Genomic DNA, 25,364 nt, shown 5'->3' with positions numbered 1-25,364 from the left:
GAGCTGGTAAATTTAAATGGTTCCTCGGTTTTTGTAGTTCATTTCCCAGTCGATGAACCGTTTTTCCCATAGTTTGCTGAGTTTATCCGCGTGTGTCCATTTACGCTCAATCTCTTCTTTCTTGGGTATATCAACACCTGATAGCTGTTGGCTAAACATCCTTGGTATTACATGGCTGTAGTGGCGCTCAATCATCTCAATGCTGGTTCCACATTGGCGAGCCAGAACGTCTATTGTCACTTTTTGGGAGACCAATTCCCAAGTGATGAATGAATGTCGGAGAGAATAAAGTGTTCTTTTACCGTATGGTGATTCGTCTAAACCGATGTCTTTCAGTGCTGCATTAAACGTCCGGCCTATTTCTTTAGTTTCGGCACCATTAGGCAAGCGAAAGAGTAGGTCATCGGCCTGGCGGTTCGGAAAACGCTCTGTCATTCGAAGGATGGTGTTTTGTAATGCTCGCTTGCAGACAACTTCACGCGTGCCAGTGTGAAGCGTGGTTTTACCTTTGCGAACGCTAATGAAAAAGGTGGCTTTGTCATCACTACGCTCGATGTGTAAATCACCCCATGTCAGGTTATCCAGCTCAGACCCAGGGCGCATACCCGTATTAATTACGAACTCTGCATAGTCTTGCGTCAATTCACGTATTTGCCTCGTCACCTCTTTACGACTGTTTTCCTCTAGATGGAAAAGGTGGTCTTGGATTTTTTCGTATTCTTCTGGGGTGAATGATGCGCGCCTTACCGTTATCTTGCCGCTATCTGTATTTAGCTCTGGTACTTGGGCAGGTAGCATCCATTTATTGCGAACGGCCTCTTTAAACACCAGCTGCATTGCTGCGTTATGGGTCATCAGGGTAGATTTTGCAGGCTTACGTTTTAACTTCTCTGCTCGCCATATGTCGAACTCGTACAGTTTTTCCGCATCGATGGAGGTTATATAGGTGCGGTCGAAAAATGGAATGTGGTATTTCTGCAAGCAGCCAATGTAGTCATCATATATAGGTTTACCGGCTCCGCGCTTCTTATCCATTTTCATGGTGGTAATGGCTTTTTCGGCAACGTCGCGGAAACGCTTGCTGGTGGTTAGCGTATTGGTCTTGGCTCTCACCTCATATTCTATTAAGATTCGGTGTGCCATAGCGATAGCTCGGTCTTTGTCTTCTTCTCCAGTGCCTTTGCACAACCACTTGCCATTGAGGTTAAAGCGGCAGTACCAGCGCTTGCTATTGTTCTGTAGGAATACGTATAATCCCTTCGAAATGTCGTGTCTTTCGAGCTGAGTCGCCATTTATATAGTCCACTAAGATTTGCAAAGATTTTGCAAAGCGTGACGATTTAGTAAAAACCTATCTTACACGCTTTGATTTCAGTGACCAATATAGACGCGTTCTGTTCAAAATCCGCCGGGGGAAACTCCGTGTCGGTTCGAGTCCGACCCTAGGCACCAATATACTCACTAAGTTATCACTCTGTTCCAAACCAATTTATCGTAGATATAAAGTCTTCTTGCTAAACACTTTGCAGCATTTGCCGTTTAGTCGGGCCGTTGCCAATGGCTGAAAATAATTTGGTACCTAATGTTTTAAGTGCGCCCAAACAAAACCTGAAAAATAACGGGTAGATTCTGCGAAATACTTGTCGATCTTTTTATTCTCCATCCGACTAACTACCGTGAATCAATCACTGCTACCTTTACTGCAGCATCAGCAGGCTTTGCAAGGTATTGCCAACTTTAGGAGCAACGCAATGAAATTTAACCCGGTAGTACATTTTGAAATTTACGTAGACGATATGGAACGCGCCAAAGCGTTTTATCAGGCGCTGTTTGATATCAAGCTGGAACACATGCCGTCACCCACGCCGGAGGCTGAGATGGACATGTGGTTCTTCCCGATGGATAAAGAAAACGGCATGAGTTACTACGGTGCCGGCGGTAGCCTGGTGAAGATGGCCGGTTTTACTCCAGGCGGTGGTGGCACGCTAGTGTATTTTGGCTGTGAGGATTGTGCGGTGCAGGCTGAACGCGCAGTAGCTAATGGTGGCAGTATACAGCAGGCGAAAATGTCGATTGGTGAGCATGGTTTTTGCGCCGTAGTGCGCGACTCTGAAGGCAATTTAATCGGCCTGCATTCAATGGCATAAGTTAGTTTTAGTGGCTAAATCGGGATGCTGAGCCAGAGTCAGCAGCGAGTTATGCAGACTTTCTATATAGAGTCTGGCATGCTGCTTACCCCAAACCTCTATTGTGGTTACCGATATTTCCTTAATATCGGCTTCAGCAAGGAGAGATAGCTTATAATCAGCCATCTATTCCCCGACTCACATCATCGAAAATATCCAGAGCGTTTTTGGCAGAGTGAGTCCCTGCTGACAATTGTTCAAAGCCCCGTGCAACCTCCTGTCGCAATATCTCCAGCTGGTGTTGCTTTGCTAAATCCTTTTCAAACAGCAACCGCAAGCCATCCCGAATTACTTCACTTGCTGAGGTGTATAAACCAGATGAGATCTTTTCATTGATGCGTTTTTCAAATTCATGACCCAAAGTAATGTTCATAGTCCACTCCTAAAGCTAACTGCGCATTACGCGCATGTTATGCGCATAACATGCACTTTTCAAGGTGCGGCGAACAGCAAAACATTTTACTGGTAATTAATAAGCGTTCGATACGCATTAACTATGAATTTATGTCATTGGTTAATGAAATAATATCATTTTTATTCATGCAGTCCCGGGTGTATAAATTACACATGGCTTTAAGTCTAGACGTCTGGATGTTTTGTCGCGACGGATTAGCAAAGGGGATAGCACAGCATGAACAAAGATTTCAGTTTTACCATTAAACGCATTCGGTTTGATGAGCATTATCAGCCGGCGGAGAGTACCCGTATCACCACTAACTTCGCTAATTTGGCGCGGGGTGAGTGCCGCCAGCAGAATTTGCGTAACGCTTTAACGATGATTAACAACCGCTTTAATGCGCTGGCGCAATGGGACAACCCTAAAGGTGATCGCTACGCTGTCGAGCTGGACATCGTTTCGGTGGATGTGGATATTGCCGGCAATGGCGCAAGCTTTCCGTCGATTGAAGTATTAAAAACCCATATTGTCGATCACAAAACCAACGAGCGCATTGAAGGCATTGTCGGCAATAACTTTTCCTCTTATGTGCGCGACTATGATTTCAGCGTATTGCTGCGCGAGCATAATAAGCAGCAAGCGCAGTTCAGCATTCCGGAAAATTTTGGCGAGTTGCATGGCAAGCTGTTTAGATATTTTGTTAACTCAGATGCTTACAAGCAGCATTTTAGCAAGCCGCCGGTTATTTGCCTCAGTGTGTCCGATAACAAAACCTATCAGCGCACGGAAAACCAGCATCCGGTACTGGGCGTGGAGTACCTGGCAAACGAGTCGTCGTTAACCGAGCAGTATTTTAAAAAAATGGGCCTGCAGGTGCGTTATTTTATGCCGCCAAACAGCGTGGCGCCTTTGGCCTTCCATTTCGTTGGTGACTTACTTAACGATTACACCAACCTTGAGCTGATTAGCACCATCAGCACCATGGAAACTTTTCAAAAAATTTACCGGCCGGAAATTTATAACGCCAATGCGGTTGCAGGCAAAAGCTATAAACCGGATTTAAAAAATCCGGATCATTCCATTACGCAAATTGTGTATGACCGTGAAGAGCGTAGCAAGTTAGCTATAGCTCAGGGCAGGTTTGCTGAAGAGCACTTTATTAAACCGCACCGGGCAACGCTGGAACAATGGTCGGCTAACTTCGCTTAATTAATAATCCGGATAATACTAACTATGAAAACACTTTTACCTACTTCAACGGCCGGCAGTTTGCCTAAACCAAGCTGGCTGGCACAGCCGGAAACACTTTGGTCGCCGTGGAAACTGCAGGGTGACGAACTGGCTGATGGCAAGCAGGATGCACTGCGGCTGTCATTACAGCAGCAACAGCTGGCCGGCATTGATATTGTCAGTGATGGCGAGCAAAGCCGGCAACACTTTGTCACCACCTTTATCGAGCACTTAAGCGGTGTGGATTTTAACCAGCGTAAAACGGTTAGAATCCGTAACCGCTATGATGCCAGTGTACCCACAGTAGTGGGCCCGGTGTCGCGGCCAAAGCCGGTGTTTGTTGACGATGCCAAATTTTTACGCGCGCAAACAACGCAACCGATAAAGTGGGCCCTGCCGGGCCCGATGACGATGATCGACACGCTGTATGATGACCACTATAAAAGCCGTGAAAAACTGGCCTGGGAATTTGCCAAAATACTGAACCAGGAAGCAAAAGAGTTAGAAGCTGCCGGAGTGGATATTATTCAGTTTGATGAACCGGCCTTTAATGTGTTTTTTGATGAGGTAAATGACTGGGGTATTAGGTGTTTAGAGCGCGCCATCGAAGGGCTTAAATGCGAAACGGCCGTACATATTTGTTATGGTTATGGCATTAAAGCCAATACCGACTGGAAAAAAACCTTAGGCTCCGAGTGGCGGCAATACGAAGCGGTATTCCCTAAGCTGCAACAATCCAATATCGATATTATATCCCTGGAGTGTCATAACTCGCGGGTACCGATGGAGCTGCTTGCGCTGCTGCGCGGTAAAAAAGTGATGGTGGGTGCCATTGATGTGGCAAGCGATAGCATAGAAACACCAGAGCAAGTGGCGGCGACGCTGAGGCAAGCGCTGCAGTATGTCGATGCCGACAAGCTTTACCCTTGTACCAACTGCGGTATGGCGCCGTTATCCCGCGAGGTTGCCAGCGGCAAATTGCATGCCCTGGCGGCAGGGACGCAAATTGTGAGAAATGAACTACTGGCCAACTAACTAAATGCCGTTACAAAAACAGCTGAAACTGTGCCAGAGTTTATTGCCTGACAACATGGCTGCGTTTAATGGCGTCAATCATCGCTTGTGCCAGTGGCGAGCTGGCATGATTGTTTGACGTGATCAGCATCACCGGTATTTGGTAGCAATATTGCTGCGGTAATATCGCCTTAAACAGACCTTTTTCTACCCAATAGCTGGCGTAATGCTCGGGCAGGTAGCCAATAAATTTGCCGGATAAAATTAAATGCGCTATGCCTTCGTCATGATAGGCAATGGCGCTGTTTTGATAGTTTAAGCCGTCGTTACGCCGTTCTTTATCGCGTAAATAGTTGCTGGTGATCACCTCGGCCTGTTGCAGCAGTGTGCTGACGGCCTGAGCGTCGCAGGCAAATAACGGATGGTCACTGCCGCAGTACAGGTAGTTGGTTTCGTTAAATAGCGGCGTGTAATCGAGGCCGCGGATTGGGTGGCGGCTAACGCCGATACCGAGTAAAGAGCGGCCGTTGGCGACAGCGGTTTCCACTTCGCGCGCTTCGCAGACATATAAATCAAACTGAATGCTGTCGCTTTTTTGCTTTAGTGCCGCTATGGCCTGGGCGACGCCACAGCGTGGATCGCTGACTAGTGTGTCAATGATGGCCAGGGTAACCCGGCCGGAAAGTTTATGCTTTGAGCCAGCAACGGTGCTGGCGAAGGCTTCACACTGCTGCAGTAGTTCCAGCGACGCCTGATAGGTAATGCGGCCGGGCTCGGTTAGCTCAAAGCCGCTGCGGCCGCGTTTGCACAGGGTTACACCCAGGCGGATTTCCAGATCCGATAAATGTGCGCTAATGGTCGAGCGGCCAATATTCAGCCGCGATTCGGCCGCCGACAGCCCGCCGCATTCGACAATAGTAACAAACACCCGGAGTAATCTAAGGTCGACATCCTGAACTTGCATAGTGCTGGCTCTTTAGTTCGGTAAATTCGGAATAAGTTACGATTATTATGTATTTATAAAACTACTGGCGCAAGTTAGCATGACGGCATAGTAAAGCGGGTTCAGTGCCAATCTTCCTGACTGAGGTGTTGGCTTGAATCGGTTTGCACACGCTAACACGCCGTGAACCCCTCCCTGGGGGCTCGTCTCAGCCCATCCGGGGCTTCAACGGTTAGCTTAGTACAAACCGATTCCGCTCAAACGTTTGGTCGTACTGAACAGACTTAAAAGAGTTAAACATCGAGGAGCACAAAATGACGTTTCGCTATGGTATAGACAGGATGGATTTAGATATCGTTAACGGTATCGCCGATGGCAGCATTAAGGCTGAGCTGTGCGCAGAAGCCATTGCCAGCATTAACCAGAGCCGCAACAACGTTGAAATTATGGCGGCGTCTAACAAAGCCATTTACGGTATCAACACCGGTTTTGGCCCCTTGTGTGATACGCAAATCTCCCCGGCGGAAACCGCCTTGCTGCAAAAAAACCTGCTTATTACTCATGCGGTTGGTGTTGGTGAGCCGATTGCCAAAGCCATTTCTAAACTGATGTTAATCACCAAGGTGCATGCACTAAGCCAGGGCTATTCCGGCGTGCGCCTCGAAGTGGTTGAGCGCATGCTGAAATTTATTGAGCTGGACCTTATTCCGGTAGTGCCGGAGCAAGGCTCGGTAGGTGCTTCCGGCGATTTAGCGCCGTTATCGCACTTGTTTTTACCGCTACTGGGCGAAGGTGAGTTCTGGCAGGATAACGGCAGCATCAACGCGGCAGAAGCGTTGGCGCAACATGGTTTGGCGCCGATTGAGTTGCAGGCCAAAGAAGGTCTGGGCCTGATTAACGGCACCCAGTTTATTTTATCGCATGCTATTACCGCGTTAACCAAAATGCGCTACTTGTTAGATTTAGCTGATGTGGCTGGCGCCATGAGTATTGAAGGCATGCAGGGTAGTAGCTCGCCGTTTAGGCCTGAGCTGCATCAAATCCGTGCTTTTGCCGGCAATATTGAAGTGGCCGCGCGTATGCGCCGCTTATTTAAAGATTCTGAAAATATGGCCTCGCACACTGGCTGTGCCCGGGTGCAAGACCCTTATTCGCTGCGCTGTATTCCCCAGGTACACGGCGCATCGCGCAATGCCTACAACCACTTAAAAGAACTGGCCGAGATTGAAATGAACTCGGTAACCGATAATCCAATAGTAATAAGCAGTGAAGAAGCCATTTCCGGTGGCAGTTTCCACGGCCAGCCGCTGGCGATGGTGCTGGATTATAATTCTATTGCCGCAGCCGAACTGGGCAATATTTCTGACCGGCGTTGTTACCTGTTGCTGGAAGGCTTACACGGCTTGCCGCGCTTGTTAACTAAAGCCGGCGGGTTAAATTCCGGTCTGATGATCCCGCAGTATGTAACGGCAGCTTTGGTGACAGAAAACAAATCACTGTGTTTCCCGCCGTCGGCCGATAGCGTACCTACGTCGATGGGGCAGGAAGATCATGTGTCGATGGGCAGTATCTCCGGCCGTAAACTAAACCAGATTTTAGGCAACCTGGAAAAAATTCTGGCGATAGAGCTGATGTATGCGGCGCAAGCTATTGAGTTTCGCCGGCCAAACAAGTGTTCTGATCTGGTTGAACACAACTTTGCGCTTATTCGTAGCAAGGTGGCGAAACTGGAAGAAGATCGGCTATTAAAGCCGGATATCGACGCCATGATTAAGCTGGTAACAAGCCAGGCCTTTAGCGTTAGCTTCGCACTGAATTAAGAGGGGATTTAAATGACTTTTCAGGACCAGATTAAGCAGGGCATTCCAACGGTATTACCGGCCGCTAAGGCTTATCCGCTGGATGCTAACCGAGCGCCTAAGCGCAAAGATATTCTAAGCACTGCAGAGAAGCAGCTGGCCGTGCGCAATGCGCTGCGTTACTTCCCAAAACAGTGGCACAGCGAGCTCGCCGCCGAGTTTGCCAAAGAGCTGAATGATTACGGCCGTATTTATATGTACCGCTTTAAACCGGATTACGCCATAAAAGCCCGGCCTATCAGCGAATATCCGGCCAAATGCCAGCAAGCGGCGGCCATTATGCTGATGATTGATAACAACCTTGACCCGGCGGTAGCGCAGCACCCGGAAGAGCTGATTACCTATGGTGGTAATGGCGGCGTATTCCAGAACTGGGCGCAATACCGGCTTACCATGCAGTATTTAAGTGAAATGGACAGCGATCAGACGCTGCATATGTATTCCGGCCACCCAATGGGTTTATTCCCCTCGTCGGAAGAAGCACCGCGGGTTATTGTCACCAACGGCATGATGATCCCCAACTATTCAAAACCGGATGACTGGGAGCGCTTTAATGCGCTTGGCGTAACCCAATATGGCCAGATGACAGCTGGCTCTTACATGTATATCGGCCCGCAGGGCATAGTGCACGGCACTACGATTACCGTGATGAACGCCTTTCGTAAAGTACTGCAACAAGGCGATAGCCCGCAAGGCAAAATATTCCTCACCGCTGGTTTAGGCGGCATGAGCGGTGCCCAACCCAAAGCCGGTAATATCGCCAGCTGCATCACTGTGTGTGCTGAAGTTAACCCGAAAGCCGCCACCAAGCGCCATCAGCAGGGCTGGGTTGATGAGCTTATCGACAATATGGACGCGCTGATCGCCCGGGTAAAACAAGCCCAGGCCAACGCCGAAGTGGTGTCTATTGCCTACATCGGCAATGTGGTTGATGTCTGGGAGCAGTTTTACCATAGCGATATCTTTGTACATTTAGGTTCAGACCAAACCTCGTTGCATAACCCCTGGTCGGGCGGTTATTACCCGGTGGATATCAGTTATGACGACGCCAACCGCTTAATCCGTGAAGAGCCTGAGTTGTTTAAAGCCAAAGTGCAGGCGACACTGCAACGCCATGCCGATGCAGTGAACAAACATACTGCCAGAGGCACGTACTTTTTTGATTACGGTAATGCGTTTTTGCTGGAAGCCTCGCGCGCTGGCGGCGATGTGATGGCCGCTAACGGTATAGATTTTAAATATCCGTCGTATGTGCAGGATATCTTAGGCCCGATGTGTTTTGACTATGGCTTTGGCCCGTTCCGCTGGGTTTGTACCTCTGGTAAACCGGAAGATCTGGATAAAACCGATGCCATTGCTGCAGAGGTGCTGACAGACATTATGGCGCAGGCGCCAGCCGAAATTCAGCAGCAAATGCAGGACAACATTACCTGGATCAAAGATGCCAAGCAAAACAAGCTGGTGGTGGGCTCACAGGCACGTATTTTATATGCCGATGCCGAAGGGCGGATGAAAATCGCCAGCGCCTTTAACGACGCCATTGCCCGCGGTGAAATAGGCCCTGTGGTACTGGGGCGCGATCATCACGATGTCAGCGGTACCGACTCACCGTTTCGTGAAACCTCAAACATCTACGATGGCAGCCGCTTTACCGCCGATATGGCGATTCATAACGTGATTGGTGACAGCTTCCGTGGCGCGACCTGGGTGTCTATCCATAATGGCGGCGGTGTTGGCTGGGGTGAAGTCATTAACGGTGGCTTTGGTATGCTGCTTGATGGCTCAGCCGAGGCTGATCGTCGCTTGAAGTCGATGCTGTTATTTGATGTCAATAATGGTATTGCCCGTCGCAGCTGGGCCCGCAACGAAGAAGCTGATTTTGCTATTAAACGCGAAATGGCTAGAACGCCAAAGTTAAAGGTGACGCTGGCTAACCGGGTTGATGACGATCTGTTAAATAATCTGTTCTAGCCGTCAATGCACCGGGCTGCGTCTACTGACAGCATAGCCCGGCCCGTTGCAGGCTTTGTTACCGGGTAAAAATATAACAGCTGTCTGGCGGCAAAAGCCATTACTTTGTTAACCTTCGTACAAAGCATACACATTGAGGGGTAGATTTGATGGAGTGGTTACGCCAGTGGTTAACCACATGGCCTTGCCGGGGACGCTATTCCTGAAGTCAAACAGCGCTGGGCCGAGTAATTGACGCCGGGCAACACGCAGTACTATTCTGCTTTAACCGTTAAGGTTTTACCTGCCGCGGCATATTGCTCTGCAAGCTCCAGCAGCTGCATTACAGCACAGGCTTGCTGCGGTGGAACCGGGTTTGCGCCCTGGCCGGTACAGCCGGTATTAACGCTTAAACCAGCTATGCAGCAGGTGGTGGCTGCGGACGCCAGGCTTGAGCAGCTGGCTGAGGGCTTTCGCTGGTCTGAAGGGCCGATAGCAGTGCCGCTAACCGGCGATATTTTGTTTTCTGATGTGCCGGAAAATAAAGTATATCGCTGGAATGAAGCCCAGGGTTTAACGCTGTATCTGCAGCCTTCCGGTTATACCGGCCTGTATCCGCAGAATAACCGCCAGCGCCTTGCCCGATGGCTTAAAAGTGCTGCCATCCGGCATCTTGCTTGCCACCGGGCCGGGAGGGGTTTGGGTAATATCGCCACAGGGCGAACATTTGGGAACTATTCAAATCGGCGTGGCGGCGGCCAATGTGGCATTAAGTAGCGACAATAGCTGGTTATGTATTACCGCCAGTAGTTATCTGCTGCGGATTAAACTGCAGCAGCAACATTGATTACTCCCAGCGGGCGTCAGCTTCGCTGATGTTAAAGGCGATGGCCTTACCTTGCACAGTCAGCTGTAGCACGCGCTTGGGCGAGCCATCAGGGTTTAGCTCTACTAAACCAATGCCGGCCTGATTTAGTAAACGTTCGCCAGCTTTAGCGTTGTCGGGCTTGTGCGGCACAATTTTCATCCGTCGGCGCTTGGTAAACCAGTTTAGTGGTGAGCGTGGCGAATACAGCCAGCGGTTTAGCCGGTCCAGGACATCCAATAACCGGGTGGGGAACTGATTTTTCAGGCCACTGCTGGTAATTTGCCAGATATCCGGCCCGCCTTGCTGGCCGCGTAAATTTACTTCATAAACAAAGGAATAATGAACATCGCCTGATAAAATAACAAAGTGTTTTGGCGTTTTCGGATGGCGGAATAAGTTCATCAGCGCATAAGCGGTGCCGCGGTGCGCCATCCAGTTTTCGGCATCGACTAGCAGTGGTTTACCGACAAAGGTAAACAGCTTTTGTATACCTTCAATTAATTTTACGCCGAACACCGGCGCCGGTGATACCAGTACCACCGCCTCATGGCCGATAAGATCTTGTTGCAGTTCGGTAATGGCTTCCCAGTCGAGCAGGCCCGAGGGTTTGCCGATATCAATTTCTGAGCGCCAGCGTCGGGTGCGGGTGTCCAGTACCAGTAGCGGCGGCTCGGTTGGCCATTGATAATGCCATTGGTTAAAGCGCAATAAATCGGTGATCAGCTGCTGATGCTGCGTTGAACCGCTGTTGGCCAGCGCCAGTTCAGCCTGGTGCAGTAACTCCGGGCTAAAGCGTTGTGGAGTATTGCCCCAGCCCTGGCACAACAGATAACCAATCAGCGCATTGCCGATGATGCGACGGGAGAAATCATGCTCATAGGCGGTTTGCTCCCATTCAGCCGTTAAATTCCAGTCATCGGTTACGTCGTGATCGTCAAAGATCATTGCGCTGGGCAGGTGCGCCAATACTCGACGCACGCCGCCAAGCCCGGCGACAAACTGCAGAATAATGTGCTGATGTTTTGTATAGGTTTGTTGTTGTTCAGGGCTAAGCTGTAGCACTTGCTTTGCGCTTAACGCTGTGGCGTCAGCTAACCAGCCAGCCGGTGACCATACTAACAGATACATACCAAGCATTTCGGCCAGGCTAATAAGGTGATTACGCGCACTGTCGGTGGTAAATACCGGCTTTTTAGCACCTTTAAATACCTGGGTTAGCATGGCCTGGCTGGTGTCGGTTTTCGGTAATAGCGTATCGCGGCGGTAATAATAGGGGCTGTCGCTGTGTAATTCGGCTGACTGGCTGACACTTGAGCAGGGTAAGTCTTCATCGCTAAAATCCAGCTGGTTAATAAGCTGGTGAATAGCATGCAGCATGGGGGCGGCTACATCGTCGGCGTAAATTTGATCGCCACTGTGTAACAACAGTGCCGGCCAGTGCTCTGGTGCGTGCTGTTGCAGGTATAAATCGGCGGCCAGCAGGCCATCATCGGCAGCAAAATGCGGCTTGCGGCACGAGCCATGTAGTAAGCGGGTGAGTTTGGGCTGAATAACAAAGCCCGGTGTCTTGCGCCCAGGATACACCAGATCCGGTGCCCAGTTTTGCCAGCCCAGCCAGTCTGGCTGGGGGCTGGCAGATTTATCCGCCAGCTGTAAGTCATAACCAATCCAGCAGCCGGTTGGCAGGGGCTGTTGCAGAGGAATATGGATCAGCTGCAAAAACAGTTTGCCCGCGCAGCGCACGCTTTGGGTGTACTGCTGCATTTGCAGTGTGCTAAATCGCTGTGTTTCGCCCTGAGCTGGCAGCAGCTTCAGCTGCAACTGAACCGGCCTGCTGGTAGCCAGCCACAGCGTAAAACTGCTTGGTGTAACAGCGCGCAGGATAGGGCCAGCCAGGACCAGCGCTGGGGCTGGCTTATCTGCTGTTGCCGGCACAGCATTTAACGCTTCATACATGTGTACTCTCTGTTAAAATAAATTTGCAAATGAGAATCGTTAGCATTAGATTATGCCAAATTATTTTTCTAGTAATCTATATACCATGAATAGCCGCCGAATTTTAATTATCGAAGCTGATCTGACTCTCAGTGCTCAGGTTGCGGAGTTGTTGCAGCACAAAGGTTTCAAAACCCAGCAGTGCCGGGACGGTGAGCTGGGGTTGACGGCCGCACTACAACAAAGTTTTGATTTGATTTTACTGGCTGTAATGCTGCCCGATATGAACGGTTTTGTTGTGCTGGAACAGCTGCGCAAAATAAAACAAACCCCGGTAATGCTGCTAACGGCGGCAGGTGCCGAACAGCAGCGGATACGAGGCTACAGCAGTGGGGCAGACGATTGTCTGGCAAAGCCGTTTAATGTTAACGAGTTGTTGGTGCGCATTGACGCCTTATTGCGTCGTTCTGCGTGCTACAACAAACCCGCAGTTGCAAGTAAAAGCCTGACGGTAGACCAAATCCAGCTTAATCGCAGCACGCAACATGCGGAATTTTCCGGTACCAAACTGAGCCTCACGCCAGTGCAATTCAAACTGCTGTGGGTGTTACTTGAAAATAAACAACAGGTACTGAGCAAGCCTTTGTTATATCAGACGGTGCTGGGCCGCCCTTTTAGTCGCGATGATCGGAGCCTGGATATGCACATGAGCAGGGTGCGTAAAAAACTGGAGCAGGCAGGAATGGCGCCAGATAAACTGGCAACCGTGCATGGTAAAGGTTATCGCTTTGCATAACTACGCACAGCGGCTGAGGATAAATTTACCTCTGGGCTAAGCAGCTGCTGTTTGTTACGCCGTTTACGCAATTTGTACCAGCCGCGCACGATCAGATCTGACAGTATCAGTATACCGAGCATTGCCAGCAGATTTTGTAACAGGTTCATTTGCTGTAAGCCAAACACCATAAGGCCCCAGCCAATCAACAACCATTGTACTACATACATTGCAGTCACTTGCTCGCCCCAGAAACACAACAAAGACAGCCCGCGGTTGTGCTGCGAGATCCGTTTTATCAAGGTATGACAGGCCCATAAAAACACCAGGATCAGGCCGGTAAAAAACACGATTAAACCAGGTCCACTGCGCAAATTGTCGGCCACATGGTAGTCCGGGTTAGTTGCTATCAACAGTGCTGCCGCGACCATTAATATCAAGCCAAGGTACATACAAAGTTGTAAACCCGTATTAAGTTCTGCCCTCTGGCGTAGCCAGTGTCCTGTAGCCATGCCCAGCAACGGGTACGCTAGCCAGGGAAACAGCGGAAACATTGCGCCCTGCTGTTGATTACCAACAAACAGTTTCAGTACTTCGTCAAGCAGTTTGTTTCCGCTGCTTGCATCCCAGAGCAGTGGTGAGGTCAAGGCAACGGCCAGCGCGGCCATTAGCCAATAGCCAGGGTAAGGTAAATAGTGCCGCAGCAAGGCGCAGATTAACAATGCCAAACCGGCAAACTGAAACACGTCTACGATCAACAATTCTGACAATGGGGTATGAGGTGCAATATCGGCATAACTCACCAGGCCAATTTCCAGCGACAACCACATTGGAATGGTGCTGCGGGTCAGATTAAGTAAATAGCCCAGAGCGAATAAAGCCGCGGCACGCAACACATCCCGGCGCAAACTACAGCTACCTGAATAGGTGACAAACAGACCCATGACAAATACAAACATTGATGCTGCAGGCCAGCCTACGGCAAATTTCAGTGTGCTACCAAAGGCGCCAAAGCGCACGTCTGGCAAGCCGTAAAAATCCAGCACATGGATCATTATCATCAGTAACACCGCCACCCCTTTAGCGACGTCAAACGTGGCAATACGCAAGATGCCTGCTACGTTATTATCAGGCTGCTGGCGAATAGCAGGCATAGTCTTTCCTTGTCGCATTGTTAGTGTCCGTATTGATGCTCTGGCAGTCGGCTGCTTTCTGATAGAAATCGAATTGCTATCAAGAGTAATAAAGCAGCCAGTAAGGCGAAGCTGATGCTAACCGCCAGCACTTCGGCAAAACCGTTATTGGCCAACTGCACAATGTGCGTGCCAAACATCAGCAGATCACAGGCTACAGTGGTCAGCAGCAGTGCTGCGCAAGCAACCATGCCTTGCAGCACGAAGCGTTTCGGTCTGCTGCTAAAGCAGGCAGCCAGCATGGTTAATAGCAGCGTTATCGCAAAGCTGACTTCAATTGCCGGTGTCCGGCTTAACCAGCCAGGTGCCAGGCTGCGCTCCAGCAAAAAGCCGACACAGGTAGCCAGTACAATACCGACACAGCCGCCCAGCGTGGTTGCCTGCAACAAGCCGCTTATCCGTTTAGATGTGGTTTTTTTGTTGCTGAACTTGTTCAGCCACAGCATGTTGCCCACCACTATCATGGAGCACACTGCAAGGCCCAATAGAAAGTAGACAATACGCAGATCGACGCCGGCAAAATGACCAAAATGCAGTGCATATAAAAAGCGGGTGCCATCGGCAAAGGCGTTGCGCTCAGATGGGTTAATATCAGGCGGAAACAGTCCGTCCCTTACCCGATAAGTCATATCTATGCGTTGGGCAAAGTTGTCGTTATGCTGCCCAATCAGTCGGATTAACGCATTTTGGTCACCATAATGGGTAATTCTTAATGAGTGAGCATGGGCATTTTGTTGCCTTTCCCAATCGGCGATTAGCTGATCCAAATCTGGCATCTGCTGCGTTATGCCTGCCGGTTGCTCTGCTACACGCGCGAATCCGGCATCGGCAAACATGCGTTGTCTGTCGCCTTCGTACACCAACGTCAGTGTGACCAGCTGTGAGACCAAGCCCAGGTTGAACATGAGCCCCGTCAGGGCAAAGATAAAACTGTAGGGCAGGCTAATAACGCCAATGACATTGTGAATATCTGTAAGCCGGTAACGCAGAGTTTTATCGCTGCGATAGAGGAAAAAGTTGCTGAACAGCTTTTTCAGTTGCACCACCACACCGGTAAAGATGATCACCATAAATAGTAGAGTGATAATACCGACAATATAGTCACCTGCCGGCAGGTATAAATCTATGTGTAACTTGTACAGAAAATCAGCGAAATGGAACTGCTCGGCGTCAGTCACCACCTCTGCGCTAACCGGGTGAACCAGTAGCTCCAGCATGTTCGGTTTGATGCCTTGCTCAGCAGGCAACTGTGGCAGGTAAAACTGATACCAGGGTTGGTTTTCATCCGGCAGCACCAAAAACATGGTTTCGCTGGTATCAACCGCATATTGCGCCAGTGTCTGTTGCAAAACCTGATTTACCGGCATTGCCTGCTGTGTCGCATCGATCGGAAACTGTGGTAGCTCGGCCCATTTTTTCAGTTCGGGATAGAACAGGGTTAACGATCCTGCCCAGAACACGATAAACAAAGGTACTGAGATGAAAATTCCCAGCCAGCCATGGCCTTCCAATGCTGAACGTATGGTTTGCGCTTTCATTGACGCCCTCCCAATAGCAATAAAATATTTAACGCCACGGACACGAGCAATGCAGGTGCACAAGGACGAAGGGCTTGCTGCAGCGATTCGCAGCAATAAAACCAGGTCATAGCGGCGGCCCAGACAATAAAACCGAGTACAAAACCAAGCAGTAACAAAACGTCGATAGCAAGAGGTAATAACAAGGTCAGATTCAGCATCAGGCTGGTGTTGATAATCAACCCAATAAACAACGCTACGCCAGATTTAAGCCACATTAGCCCCTCCCAACACTGCCAACAGTGTCATCAACAGGGCGCCAGCCCCGAGTGCGGTTACCGCCTTTGAACAATGCCCCGCCATAAGCGTCAGCAAACACCAGCAAAACATCAGTACCACCAACACGGTAAAGCTGGCACTTAACCAATGGTAAAGCTGCGAGAACAAAATTACCGAGCATGCTGTGCCGAACAAAAAAGCCGCAACAGCAAGGGAGCGTGACAAGGGCCGGCGCAATAGTTGCTGCTTGTCAGAGCCACAATAGAACGCTGCACTACCAAACCAGAGCAATTGCAGTGCGATGAATTTAATTAACATGCCTAAATTCCTTTTAACGCTGAGCCTTGTGCCCGCGAAGACCGGATGATGTTGAAACTGATCATCCCGCTATATCCTCTTTTGCTTGAGTTTGAGCCTGGCCATGTTGCTGTTGCAACTGCAACAGATAGCGGTCACGCTCCAGCACTTTTTTACACTGATTGCCAAACCACTCCAGCGAGGTGTCCATATTGCGCAACCCCGGGTTAGGGTGCTGTTGCAGGTAATCTATGAAGCCGGCATAGTCAACGACACCGTCAAAGATCGGTACCATGCCTTCTCTTGAGCCGGCGGCAGCGTAAACATTATCTGGTGCGAACACGCTGAGGTGGGCGGCATCACTGATATTTTTGAAATGAAAATGGTTGATCAAAGGATGCAGCGCGTCTAATGCCGCGATTAATTCAGCGCCGGACTCCCACACATGCAGTACGTCAAAGTTAAGCTGCATATTGCTGCGGTTTACCGCTGCAAACAGCTCCAGCGTAGCGGCGACCGAATCAGCATAGGTTTTTGGGTGGGTCTCAATCACCAGATTGATGCCGTGAGGTTGCAGCCAGTCACACACCAGTTGTAATCGGCTAAAAAGCGTGTCGCGCTGTTGCTGGTTTAAGTCGGCACTGCCAACGGCACCGGCAAAAGTGCGAATTTTTTGGCTGCCCCAGTGGCGCGCCAGGCGGGCCAATAACTGTACTTTGCAATACAGCACGGGTTGTTCTGCCAGTAACGGCAGGTAATCGCTTAGCATGCTGGTTTTCAGGCCAAAATCCGCTAACCAGTGCTGATCGTATTGCGGCTGCTCAGCCAGATTTTTCGCATGGGCACCCCACAGTTCAATACCCTGAAAATGATTGCGCTGGGCAAAGGTGGCGATCTCCGCAATTGAGATCAGCTGGTGGCGAAAGGATATGGTGCAGACTGACAGCTTCACAGGCTTACCTCCGCTTGGTTAGCCAGTTGCGAAATCTGCGTTAGCTTATGTTTGTCACACCACTGGGCAAATACCTGACACAAGCGCGCTTTGATGCGAAATTCTCTGGCGTCCTGCTGATCCAGTAGCTGATATATTTCCTCAAACAGCGCAGCCTGTTCAGGCGCTGAAAATTGGCCTGTTGAGAGTTTCATCGCCCGATACTGGATTTTTTTATAGCTGCTGACCAGCTCTTCGATAACCTCACACCAGGCTTCAAACTCCAGCTCCGGGAAACCAATATCCAGCCAGAAAAACGCAAAGCCGTGCTCATAGGCGTATTTACGAATAGCCAGCACCGGCAAATGCTGCAGTGCAGCACCAAGTTGATTTAAGGCCGGGCCATGGTTTGGCTGGGCTTGATGGCGCTGTACCACTTGCCGCACTCTGGCTGTCATCGGGTTACTGTGGCACTGGATACAAGCCAGAAAATAGTCTGCAATAACCTGATTTTCGGCAGGTTTAATTTGCTTACTGTCAAAAATATAACCCCCGGCTACCGCCTCTGAGGCGACTGCCTGTAATACTTGTGCTTTGGCCTGCAGGCCTTCCCAGCGAAAGTCAGGATCGTACATAAACCACTGCAGGGGGTCGTCGGTCTCGGCCAGCAATACATAATGCGGAAAGGGGTTTTGGTTAAATTTGTTTTCCCGCTCCGGCAGCAAATACATATCCAGCATGACCATCAGCTGCTGGCTGGTGCTTTTTTGCCGCAGCAGTGACTGCATAATGTCCAGATTTTGCGTTTTACTTAGTTCAGGCCGATACCAGGCGTTCACTGCAACACCGTAAATACGCTGGAACCAGCTACGGAAAAAATCATGATTTAGCGTTGGCGCATGATAAGCCAGCCGGCTCTGCTCATCGATTAACACTTCAGCATCCCAGACGCCAAAGTAGAAGGGCCGGTGATCAACCCGTTCATCCGCTTTAATGATCTGGCACAGACAACTGACAAAGCAGTGTACCTTGATGTCGTCAAATTCTGGTTGTTCAACCGGAGCGGTGCAATCTGCTTGCGCCTCTGCTGACTGGCCCAATAAAAACTGCGCCAGACTATCAACCGTTGCCAGGTCGTCTTTGTTTAACGCGCTGTCGGGCACATAGATGCCAAGCGACAATTCCAGATGCAGTAACAACTGCATTAACAACACTGAATCCAGGTATAAATCTTCATTCAGACGCGCGTCAGCATGAAAACGATCCAAATACTGACATTGCAGGTCTTGTTGCAATACCTGCCGTATAGCTGCGATAACCATATTCTTGTTCATATTGATTTCTTTTTACTACCTTGCTACCAGCGCTGATTGCCCTGAATGCGACGCCAGCCAGTTGGCGGCAAGTTGTTTGCGATTGATTTTGCCGTTTGCCAGCCGCGCAATCTGAGGCACAGCTTCCAGCAGCTGTGGTACTTGCCAGGCAGCCAGCTGCTGACAGCACCAACGGCGTAATTCATCAGCGCTTAAAGCACTGTCGGTACAAAACTGTAAACAAGCGCGGTGGCCGGCCTGCGCGTCCGGTACTTTAAACAGCACGGCATCCCGTACCTGCGGGTGCGACAGCACCACGTCTTCAATGTCCTGCGGATAAACATTCATGCCAGCGACAATAATGGTATCGTCCTGGCGGGCGACGAAGTGCAACAGCAACTCGCCATGCTCTGCCGTGGCAAAATAGCCCAGATCCTGCGTGTGCACAGGCGCTGCGCCAGCTTGCTGGCGTTGCCTGACGCAAATTTCCTCTGGCTTAGTGGATTGCGAACCGGCGCTGACCTGCAGATGAGGTAAAATACTGCCGACCGCTGTTGCACTTTGGCTGTCTCTGTTCAGGCTGATACAACCCACTTCAGAACAGCCATATTGTTGAAACAAATGCGCGACCTGCGGCCGTATCCGCTGAAAAGCCGGCCCTGACATCAAGGTGCCGGAAATCATGGCGGCATGCAGTTGGCTGCCTTTAGGCCAAAACGGCATCAGACTGCTGAGCATCGCGGGTGAGGTGTAAAGCAGCGGCTTATCGCTGGCCAGCAGGTGTTTCAGTAAAAATTTAGGATTGATAGTGGTAATAATGCGTGGCACCAAGCCACGATGCAGCGCCACCAATACACCGCAAATTAAGCCGTAAGAATGGGTTACCGGACACGCCACCAGCGGCGTCATGCTATCGGCTTCGGGAAAATGCTGGCAGTAACTGTGAATTTCTACGCCAATTTCACACCAGCTGCGCTTGATACATTTTGATGCGCCGGTCGTGCCGGAGCTCAGTTGGATCAATCCTGCTACAGTGGGCTCGCTGGCGGTTATCTGCAGACTGACAGGGTTATTGACCTCGCCATAAAACAGTAGATCACAGCCGGCTTTTATGGCGTAAGTTTCAGCTAATGCTATGGGGGTACTGGCGTGTATAGGCAACACGGACAGCTGGTGATCTCTGGCGTAAAGACACAGCGCCAGGCCTTGAAAGGTATCTGGCAAACAGTAGGCAATATGGCGGCCAGGCTGCTGCAGTTGCGCTATGCTGGCAAAGTGGTCAAAGTGTTGCTTTAGCGCCGCTTTGGCATAGAAGGTATCATCAATATACAACATGTATGGCTCCACGACGGGTTGGATACAGGGGGTTAGCTATGTTGTGGTGAAATTCCGTGTTCGGTTGGTCACTTAGCTTTTTGCGCAGCAGCGATTCTGTCTGGATCTGCGCCTGATACAGATCCAGCTGTGCCAGACGATCTGACCAGCCCTTTGCTGTTTTCGCGTAGCCGCTTAATGCCTCGTCTACCTGCGACCAGAAATTTAACTCCGGGTAAGCAAACTGTTGGTCCAGTAAATACGCCAGCTCAGCCAGGTTATAGACAAACAGCGTATCCACCAGCAATTCGCGTAGCGCTTCAACAGAAGACATCCAGTAATAACGATCCGCTGTTGGCTGCAGATAATCAGGGTGCAGGGCGGCAAAATCAGGCTGCAGCTCTGGCGCAGCTAAAAACGTATTCACAAACTCCAGGCTCTCGTGAAAATCCCGCAGCACCAGCTTTTGCGGCCAACCATTGTCGTGTAACAGCGTCATGTTTTGCGCATGGGTTTCCAGGGCGATGCCATGGCGCACCAGCAAGTGCCAAACCGGCACCACCACCACCTCAATCAGACGACGCAGCCAGTTCTGCAGGCCATAGCGTTGCAGCCAGGGCGCGATAAAGGCTTCACCGTCAGCTTCCAGCAGCGACAATGCTACAAAAGGCGTTGCCATGCAGGGGCTGGCACTAATAGCGCGACTGTCCCGAAAAATAACACTCAACGACGGGGCCAGTTTTCGCAACCAGTCATTCTCGCTGTGAGTGTCAGCGGCACCTGTGGCATAGTCTTTTAGCACCATACCGGCGTATTCAGACTGAATGTTCAGCACTGTGTGTTGTGTAAACCAGGGATCCTGATCTATTAGCGCCTGCAACCATTGGCTTAACGCCGGCGCTGTACAGACAGAATGCGGCTCAATAGTTCGCAGCGAAGAGCTGTTCACCACATTAAGCGGCAGCTTAATATTTGCCTTATGCGGATGGCTGACATTGAGTAAGGTGCGCAAAGAAATACTGGCCTGATAATAATCACCGGCGCTACCCAGTGGGATCAGCTGCCGTTGTGCTAAAGCCTGCTGTAAGGACGGCTGCAGCGCTCTTAGTTGCCAGGGATGTACCGGCAGTAAGGCGTAATCTGTAAGTGCTGCGCCCTTAGTCTGCATGGCAGCGCACAACTGCTGCCAGGTCTTTGCGCCCAGTTCCCGCAACCAAAATTGCTGTTCGGTGGGGCAATCCAGCTGCATAGCCAGATAGTGCCGTCGTACCGCCAGCCAGCACAGCTGAAATGGCTTGCCGGCTTCAGGCCCATACCGGGCGTGGTCGGCCTGTGTAAACCCGGTACGGGCTTTAAAACAGGGGTGATAGGGATGCCCCTCGTCAATGGCTGACTCCAGCGCAATATAGCTCAGGTCACGACGATTAGCTGACGCGGGCAAATTTTGCTGATTCCAGCGGCAAAAAATGATTGTTTGCTCCAGCTCGTGCAACAGCCGCTGTGCGGCCCCGGCAGTTGCGGGCAAGGCCTGTACCAGCGTGGCTAAATCCACCGGCTGTTTTTGTCCGCCATTAAGTTGCCAAATATGTTCTGCTGCCAGGCGCACCCGGCCAAAGCCAGACAGTTTGCCGCGGGCACGATAAGCCTGTTCACCGGCCTGAAAAGTAAACCAGCTGCCATCGTACTGGTAGGGCACTATCTGCTCAAACAGCAAGGCTTCTAACAGTTGTCGTATCACCCGGGCGTGATGAACACAGCCAGCTTGCGCCAGGCGGGGGCTACGTGATTGTCCTGGCGTAATAACCTCAGACAAGTTCAAGGTCCACCTCTGTTTGGGGCACGACATCGGTGGCCTGGTGTGGCAGCTTACCGGCAGTGTATAAAGGATTGCTTATCTGCGTGTAAACCGCCTGCTCGTTGTCAGCTTGTAATTCGTCGATATCATCGACTCTGGTCAGCAGATTGCCTTTACAGGGTATTGTCTTGCGATACAGCAGCGCCTCAATCAGCGCACGGCCTCGGCCTGACATCTGGGGCAACAGACAGAGTAAGCTGCTGCGGGTCTGTTGCAGCAATACCGATTCAGACAACAGACCATCCAGACCAAAGCGGTTGATCACGGCAAACAACTGATTAATTAGTAAATAGTAACTAAACCGGTCGCAAATCATGCTATCGGGGTAAAACAGCTTAGCGCATTGTTGCAGGCCAGGTTCAAGGCTGAGCAGGTTATCACGGTGCGATTCGGCCAGATAAAAACCCTGATTATCGCGATAGTAATAGGTAGCCGGATAGCCGTGATCCAGTTGCAGTAAGGAATTTTGCTGGTGTGCTTCCAGTGCAATGCCGAAGTGGTCAAACAATTGAATTGCCGGTGCTATGGCACATTGCCAGTAGCGGTTGAACCAATCGATGCTGACTTGCTGCAGCGATTTGCCCTGCTGCAGGCTTAACTGAGTAATGATTTTGGCCAGTCTTGACGGCTCTGCTGGCTGCACCGGTTCCTGTAGTAAGGCTGCCAACGACTGGACACCCGCCATTCCTGTGTCGGTGGCTTGCTGACAAAACGGATTGTCACGGATGATGCATTCAAAACCACTTTCTTGTTGATGTGGCAGTGCCAGCGACAAGTATGCAGGGTCAGAGACAAGACGAAAATCAGGCTGGCGCTGGCTAAAGCCGCTGGTGGCCATTAGTCTGGCCAATGTCACGCCGGCCTCCAGCTCGTGGTGCATATTAATCCGCAAAGAATTGGTGATCTTAACCGGAATAGACAGCTTGAGCATGTAATTGACTTCGTCGCAATACAAGGTGCGGACTGACGATGTGGCGGTAAACAGCGGCCCCAGCGGCCCTATTTCAACCAGCGAGTGCCCGCTAAGCAGTTGCTGAATGTATTCCTGATTAACTAACCACTGCGCCTGCAACGGGTGTACTGCCAACAACACTTTACCCTGCTTGCGCAGCCGATCAGCCTGTTGGCGCCGCTTGTTGTCGGTTTCAAGGCTGGCGATATCTGCCACGATTTGCTCTGCGCTTTGCGCTAAAACTGAGTTTTGGATTACCAAGTGCGCAGCAGCTGCAAAAAAGTGTAATTTAAAGCGTCCTTTAAGCTCCGGCGCATAGTGTGCATGCTGCCAACGGTGCATACCCTGACGGGATTTCGGGGTGGGATGCAACCAGTGACCAAACAGAATAGACTGCTCAGTGTCAATAAAGCGGGCGCTGTGCAGCGCCGGATCGTCGTACCTTGCCTGCAGGTACTGCGTCATGATCTGATGACTTTCCAGCGTGCGGGCTGTTAGCTCCAGTTGCTGCTCGCTGACTGCTGTCCGGCGAGCAGGTGTGGCATATATTTCCTGAATAAGAAACATAATGGCCGATATAGAATCTATCGTTTGCCAGTCCAGACTGCCAGTTTGTAACTGATAACAAGCGGTTAATGAGTGCCGTCCCACCAAAGAGCGATAAGCTACTGCAATCGCCAGGCTTTGTCCGGTTTTGGCTAATTGTAACTCTATAACGTACTGGTTCTGCGTATTGATATCCACGCCGGTACATCTCTGCCATTGGCAGGCAGAATGCCAGACACCTGGCTGAATCTCTCTGAGGTAGGCGTTAACAAACGCCTGAAAGGACGCATTATCTGCGACTTGCCTGGCTTGAAATGCCATGCATAACTCCTGAAGCTTGCGCCGGTTACTAAACTGCTCAGCAAGTTAATGATAATTATTATTATCTGCAAATAAATTTACATTTGTTACATTTAAGGCAGGCGTGCAGGCCGAAACCGCCAAACGTAAGCAATGGCCAACAGGAAGGTAAGCCATTCAGCCACCGGTAAACCAATGAGGAATAACCAGTCAGCCGGGGCAGGATCAAACACAGCAGCATGATAAAACAGCGCGTAAAATAGCAATAGCATGGCAGCGGGCAATACTATGCTGCGGCAAGTGGCCAGGGTGGCAGAGACACCGGGTTGATGCACCGCGGTAAGATAACAACACAATAATATATTACAGCCATTAACCAGAAACAGTGGCCAAAGCAGCAGCATTATGTCGCCCGACAGCTGAGCGACGCTTTCTGCTTCAGCAGGCAGAAACCAATCTAAGACAGTACTTTGCGCAACAACTAACGCCAATACCAGCACACTGCCTAATGCGCCGGCGGTTAACAAAGATAAATTCAGGAACTGGCTGATCCTACGCCGTTTGCCTGCACCAAAATTCTGACTGACTAGCAGGTGCAGTGCGTCGGCTACGCCATAACTGAGCATGATGCTGAAGAATATCAGATAGTTTACCACGCTGAATGCCGCCACCCCTGCGGTGCCTAACTGCATTACCAGTAACCAGTTAAGCAGCAGGAATAACAGGCCTACCGATATTTCATTGATAAACTCAGAAAAGCCATTGTAGGCCGTGCGCCACAGCTTGCCCCAATTTTGTTGATAAAAGGAAAAACGCAGACTACGGCGGCGGCTGAAAAACCAGCTGGCTAACACGGCAAATTGTAACAACTGAGCGATAGCTGTGGCATAAGCCGCACCAGCCAGGCCCATTTGCCAGTGCACAATAAACAGCGCATCAAACAGAATATTGCTCAGTGCCCCCGTAAGCAGCGCCCAGGTTGCCAGTACCGGATGGCCGTCCATGCGAACAAAATAATACAGCACCATAGTGCTCAACTGGGCGATAAATACCCAGCGGATCACCGCCAGATATTCTTGCATCAAAGGCTGCACCTCAACTGGGGCATTGAGTAACCACAACAACCAGGGTTCAGCCAGATAACTGGCGATAGCAAACATGCTATTTAGCAGCACGCTAAGCATAATTACCTTACTAAACAGTGCCGACGCCATGGCACTGTCGTGCTGCCCGAGATATTTACCCACCGTCACGGCGCCACCGATTGCCAACATCAATGACATTGCTATTAGCAAGCTAAAATAGGGTAGCAGCAAACTAATGGCTGCCAGTGCCTCGGCGCCCACCTGATTGCCGACAAAAATGCCATCCACCAGGTTGGCTGTGGTGAGGGCCACCAAGCCAACCATAGAAGGTAAGAGATAGTAAAAAAAAGTAGCCAGGATTGGGCCTTCAACAGCCGGGTTGCTGTGGTGTGATGTCATAGCTTGTACGATTTCCCTATAGCAGGTTCAACATTAGCTGTTGCGGCACAATGCTACGCGGCCCCTGCTTGCCCGGCAATCAAGGTTACAACTGTGACATTCTGTCCAGCAATGTTCTGCACTGCTATCTGCCAACATGTCACCCAGATTAAATGTAACAATTGTAAATTTTATTTTATTTAGGCGGGCTATTCCTATAATGCTGCGCAAATAATAATTATTATCA

The 25,364-nt window shown here is 50.4% G+C and carries 22 protein-coding genes; 7 read left to right on the top strand and 15 right to left on the bottom strand.

Going from position 1 to position 25,364, the window contains the following annotated elements; translation table 11 throughout:
- Positions 1-12 precede the first annotated feature (12 nt).
- Positions 13-1,293, bottom strand: coding sequence for a tyrosine-type recombinase/integrase (locus ACYVIC_RS02180; RefSeq protein WP_460856861.1), 1,281 nt, complete (start codon positions 1,291-1,293; stop codon positions 13-15).
- A 458-nt stretch (positions 1,294-1,751) separates the two neighbouring features.
- On the opposite strand from ACYVIC_RS02180, the gene ACYVIC_RS02175 reads away from it, so the two are divergent.
- Entirely contained in the window at positions 1,752-2,147 is a 396-nt protein-coding gene (locus tag ACYVIC_RS02175) for a VOC family protein (RefSeq protein WP_460856860.1), read from the top strand.
- On the opposite strand, the gene ACYVIC_RS02170 is transcribed toward ACYVIC_RS02175, so the two are convergent.
- Together ACYVIC_RS02170 and ACYVIC_RS02165 are read right to left on the bottom strand one after the other, a co-directional pair.
- Entirely contained in the window at positions 2,136-2,312 is a 177-nt protein-coding gene (locus tag ACYVIC_RS02170; RefSeq protein WP_460856858.1) for a type II toxin-antitoxin system RelE/ParE family toxin, read from the bottom strand. The genes ACYVIC_RS02175 and ACYVIC_RS02170 overlap by 12 nt on opposite strands.
- Complete coding sequence (locus tag ACYVIC_RS02165) at positions 2,305-2,559, bottom strand: type II toxin-antitoxin system ParD family antitoxin (protein ID WP_460856856.1); 255 nt, start codon at positions 2,557-2,559, stop codon at positions 2,305-2,307. Before ACYVIC_RS02165 ends, ACYVIC_RS02170 begins: the two co-directional genes overlap by 8 nt.
- A gap of 258 nt (positions 2,560-2,817) precedes the next feature.
- Between ACYVIC_RS02165 and ACYVIC_RS02160 the strand changes: the two genes are divergently transcribed.
- Positions 2,818-3,792, top strand: coding sequence for a DUF1852 domain-containing protein (locus ACYVIC_RS02160; protein WP_460856855.1), 975 nt, complete (start codon positions 2,818-2,820; stop codon positions 3,790-3,792).
- A 24-nt stretch (positions 3,793-3,816) separates the two neighbouring features.
- Positions 3,817-4,848, top strand: a complete 1,032-nt coding sequence (locus tag ACYVIC_RS02155; RefSeq protein WP_460856854.1) for a methionine synthase — start codon at positions 3,817-3,819, stop codon at positions 4,846-4,848.
- Between the two features lie 40 nt (positions 4,849-4,888).
- On the opposite strand, the gene ACYVIC_RS02150 is transcribed toward ACYVIC_RS02155, so the two are convergent.
- Positions 4,889-5,791 carry a LysR family transcriptional regulator gene (locus ACYVIC_RS02150; protein ID WP_460856852.1) on the bottom strand — a complete coding sequence of 301 codons (903 nt, stop codon included), beginning with the start codon at positions 5,789-5,791 and terminating at the stop codon, positions 4,889-4,891.
- A gap of 293 nt (positions 5,792-6,084) precedes the next feature.
- Between ACYVIC_RS02150 and hutH the strand changes: the two genes are divergently transcribed.
- The 3 genes from hutH (at position 6,085) to ACYVIC_RS02135 (ending at position 10,356) form a co-directional block, all read left to right on the top strand.
- Complete coding sequence (gene hutH, locus ACYVIC_RS02145; RefSeq protein WP_460856850.1) at positions 6,085-7,590, top strand: histidine ammonia-lyase; 1,506 nt, start codon at positions 6,085-6,087, stop codon at positions 7,588-7,590.
- 12 nt (positions 7,591-7,602) lie between these two features.
- The gene (locus tag ACYVIC_RS02140; RefSeq protein WP_460856848.1) at positions 7,603-9,600 is read left to right on the top strand and encodes a urocanate hydratase; all 1,998 of its coding nucleotides are present in this window, start codon (positions 7,603-7,605) and stop codon (positions 9,598-9,600) included.
- Between the two features lie 399 nt (positions 9,601-9,999).
- Complete coding sequence (locus tag ACYVIC_RS02135; protein ID WP_460856846.1) at positions 10,000-10,356, top strand: hypothetical protein; 357 nt, start codon at positions 10,000-10,002, stop codon at positions 10,354-10,356.
- Between the two features lie 70 nt (positions 10,357-10,426).
- Here the strand turns inward: ACYVIC_RS02135 and ACYVIC_RS02130 are convergent, their stop codons facing one another.
- Positions 10,427-12,403 carry an alkaline phosphatase D family protein gene (locus ACYVIC_RS02130; RefSeq protein WP_460856845.1) on the bottom strand — a complete coding sequence of 659 codons (1,977 nt, stop codon included), beginning with the start codon at positions 12,401-12,403 and terminating at the stop codon, positions 10,427-10,429.
- An 85-nt stretch (positions 12,404-12,488) separates the two neighbouring features.
- Between ACYVIC_RS02130 and ACYVIC_RS02125 the strand changes: the two genes are divergently transcribed.
- Positions 12,489-13,178, top strand: a complete 690-nt coding sequence (locus ACYVIC_RS02125) for a response regulator transcription factor (RefSeq protein ID WP_460856843.1) — start codon at positions 12,489-12,491, stop codon at positions 13,176-13,178.
- Here ACYVIC_RS02125 and ACYVIC_RS02120 read toward each other — a convergent pair.
- The 10 genes from ACYVIC_RS02120 to ACYVIC_RS02075 all read right to left on the bottom strand — a co-directional run bounded on the left by ACYVIC_RS02120 (position 13,163) and on the right by ACYVIC_RS02075 (position 25,138).
- Positions 13,163-14,311: a heparan-alpha-glucosaminide N-acetyltransferase domain-containing protein gene (locus tag ACYVIC_RS02120; RefSeq protein ID WP_460856842.1), complete on the bottom strand. Its 1,149-nt coding sequence runs from the start codon at positions 14,309-14,311 to the stop codon at positions 13,163-13,165. The two genes, ACYVIC_RS02125 and ACYVIC_RS02120, sit on opposite strands and share 16 nt — an antisense overlap.
- A 20-nt stretch (positions 14,312-14,331) precedes the next feature.
- A complete protein-coding gene (locus ACYVIC_RS02115) occupies positions 14,332-15,888 on the bottom strand; it encodes a PepSY-associated TM helix domain-containing protein (protein ID WP_460856840.1) in 1,557 nt (518 codons plus the stop codon).
- Positions 15,885-16,145, bottom strand: coding sequence for a hypothetical protein (locus ACYVIC_RS02110; RefSeq protein WP_460856838.1), 261 nt, complete (start codon positions 16,143-16,145; stop codon positions 15,885-15,887). The genes ACYVIC_RS02115 and ACYVIC_RS02110 overlap by 4 nt, the downstream gene beginning before the upstream one ends.
- The gene (locus tag ACYVIC_RS02105) at positions 16,135-16,464 is read right to left on the bottom strand and encodes a hypothetical protein (RefSeq protein ID WP_460856836.1); all 330 of its coding nucleotides are present in this window, start codon (positions 16,462-16,464) and stop codon (positions 16,135-16,137) included. Before ACYVIC_RS02105 ends, ACYVIC_RS02110 begins: the two co-directional genes overlap by 11 nt.
- 61 nt (positions 16,465-16,525) lie before the next feature.
- Positions 16,526-17,395: a sugar phosphate isomerase/epimerase family protein gene (locus ACYVIC_RS02100; RefSeq protein ID WP_460856834.1), complete on the bottom strand. Its 870-nt coding sequence runs from the start codon at positions 17,393-17,395 to the stop codon at positions 16,526-16,528.
- The gene (locus tag ACYVIC_RS02095) at positions 17,392-18,708 is read right to left on the bottom strand and encodes a DUF6005 family protein (protein ID WP_460856832.1); all 1,317 of its coding nucleotides are present in this window, start codon (positions 18,706-18,708) and stop codon (positions 17,392-17,394) included. Before ACYVIC_RS02095 ends, ACYVIC_RS02100 begins: the two co-directional genes overlap by 4 nt.
- A 15-nt stretch (positions 18,709-18,723) precedes the next feature.
- The gene (locus ACYVIC_RS02090; RefSeq protein WP_460856830.1) at positions 18,724-20,022 is read right to left on the bottom strand and encodes an AMP-binding protein; all 1,299 of its coding nucleotides are present in this window, start codon (positions 20,020-20,022) and stop codon (positions 18,724-18,726) included.
- The gene (locus ACYVIC_RS02085; RefSeq protein WP_460856828.1) at positions 20,009-21,814 is read right to left on the bottom strand and encodes an IucA/IucC family protein; all 1,806 of its coding nucleotides are present in this window, start codon (positions 21,812-21,814) and stop codon (positions 20,009-20,011) included. The genes ACYVIC_RS02090 and ACYVIC_RS02085 overlap by 14 nt, the downstream gene beginning before the upstream one ends.
- On the bottom strand, positions 21,807-23,675 hold the full coding sequence (locus tag ACYVIC_RS02080; protein ID WP_460856826.1) for an IucA/IucC family protein: 1,869 nt from the start codon (positions 23,673-23,675) through the stop codon (positions 21,807-21,809). The genes ACYVIC_RS02085 and ACYVIC_RS02080 overlap by 8 nt, the downstream gene beginning before the upstream one ends.
- 92 nt (positions 23,676-23,767) lie before the next feature.
- A complete protein-coding gene (locus tag ACYVIC_RS02075) occupies positions 23,768-25,138 on the bottom strand; it encodes an MATE family efflux transporter (RefSeq protein ID WP_460856824.1) in 1,371 nt (456 codons plus the stop codon).
- Positions 25,139-25,364: the final 226 nt, after the last annotated feature.

It is taken from the genome of Rheinheimera gaetbuli, assembly GCF_054781935.1.
The sequence above is the reverse complement of the archived record's forward strand: the minus strand, read 5'-3'. Positions and strand labels throughout refer to the sequence as shown.

What these genes read in the sequence shown, in the direction of transcription:
- ACYVIC_RS02165 (WP_460856856.1), bottom strand. Translation starts at nt 2,559, where the DNA reads ATGAACATTACTTTGGGTCATGAATTTGAAAAACGCATCAATGAAAAG.
- ACYVIC_RS02115 (WP_460856840.1), bottom strand. Translation starts at nt 15,888, where the DNA reads ATGAAAGCGCAAACCATACGTTCAGCATTGGAAGGCCATGGCTGGCTG.
- ACYVIC_RS02180 (WP_460856861.1), bottom strand. Translation starts at nt 1,293, where the DNA reads ATGGCGACTCAGCTCGAAAGACACGACATTTCGAAGGGATTATACGTA.
- ACYVIC_RS02150 (WP_460856852.1), bottom strand. Translation starts at nt 5,791, where the DNA reads ATGCAAGTTCAGGATGTCGACCTTAGATTACTCCGGGTGTTTGTTACT.
- ACYVIC_RS02095 (WP_460856832.1), bottom strand. Translation starts at nt 18,708, where the DNA reads ATGAACAAGAATATGGTTATCGCAGCTATACGGCAGGTATTGCAACAA.
- ACYVIC_RS02125 (WP_460856843.1), top strand. Translation starts at nt 12,489, where the DNA reads ATGAATAGCCGCCGAATTTTAATTATCGAAGCTGATCTGACTCTCAGT.
- ACYVIC_RS02105 (WP_460856836.1), bottom strand. Translation starts at nt 16,464, where the DNA reads ATGTTAATTAAATTCATCGCACTGCAATTGCTCTGGTTTGGTAGTGCA.
- ACYVIC_RS02170 (WP_460856858.1), bottom strand. Translation starts at nt 2,312, where the DNA reads ATGGCTGATTATAAGCTATCTCTCCTTGCTGAAGCCGATATTAAGGAA.
- ACYVIC_RS02090 (WP_460856830.1), bottom strand. Translation starts at nt 20,022, where the DNA reads ATGTTGTATATTGATGATACCTTCTATGCCAAAGCGGCGCTAAAGCAA.
- ACYVIC_RS02175 (WP_460856860.1), top strand. Translation starts at nt 1,752, where the DNA reads ATGAAATTTAACCCGGTAGTACATTTTGAAATTTACGTAGACGATATG.
- ACYVIC_RS02155 (WP_460856854.1), top strand. Translation starts at nt 3,817, where the DNA reads ATGAAAACACTTTTACCTACTTCAACGGCCGGCAGTTTGCCTAAACCA.
- ACYVIC_RS02075 (WP_460856824.1), bottom strand. Translation starts at nt 25,138, where the DNA reads ATGACATCACACCACAGCAACCCGGCTGTTGAAGGCCCAATCCTGGCT.
- ACYVIC_RS02080 (WP_460856826.1), bottom strand. Translation starts at nt 23,675, where the DNA reads ATGGCATTTCAAGCCAGGCAAGTCGCAGATAATGCGTCCTTTCAGGCG.
- ACYVIC_RS02120 (WP_460856842.1), bottom strand. Translation starts at nt 14,311, where the DNA reads ATGCCTGCTATTCGCCAGCAGCCTGATAATAACGTAGCAGGCATCTTG.
- ACYVIC_RS02135 (WP_460856846.1), top strand. Translation starts at nt 10,000, where the DNA reads ATGCAGCAGGTGGTGGCTGCGGACGCCAGGCTTGAGCAGCTGGCTGAG.
- ACYVIC_RS02110 (WP_460856838.1), bottom strand. Translation starts at nt 16,145, where the DNA reads ATGTGGCTTAAATCTGGCGTAGCGTTGTTTATTGGGTTGATTATCAAC.
- ACYVIC_RS02140 (WP_460856848.1), top strand. Translation starts at nt 7,603, where the DNA reads ATGACTTTTCAGGACCAGATTAAGCAGGGCATTCCAACGGTATTACCG.
- hutH (WP_460856850.1), top strand. Translation starts at nt 6,085, where the DNA reads ATGACGTTTCGCTATGGTATAGACAGGATGGATTTAGATATCGTTAAC.
- ACYVIC_RS02160 (WP_460856855.1), top strand. Translation starts at nt 2,818, where the DNA reads ATGAACAAAGATTTCAGTTTTACCATTAAACGCATTCGGTTTGATGAG.
- ACYVIC_RS02130 (WP_460856845.1), bottom strand. Translation starts at nt 12,403, where the DNA reads ATGTATGAAGCGTTAAATGCTGTGCCGGCAACAGCAGATAAGCCAGCC.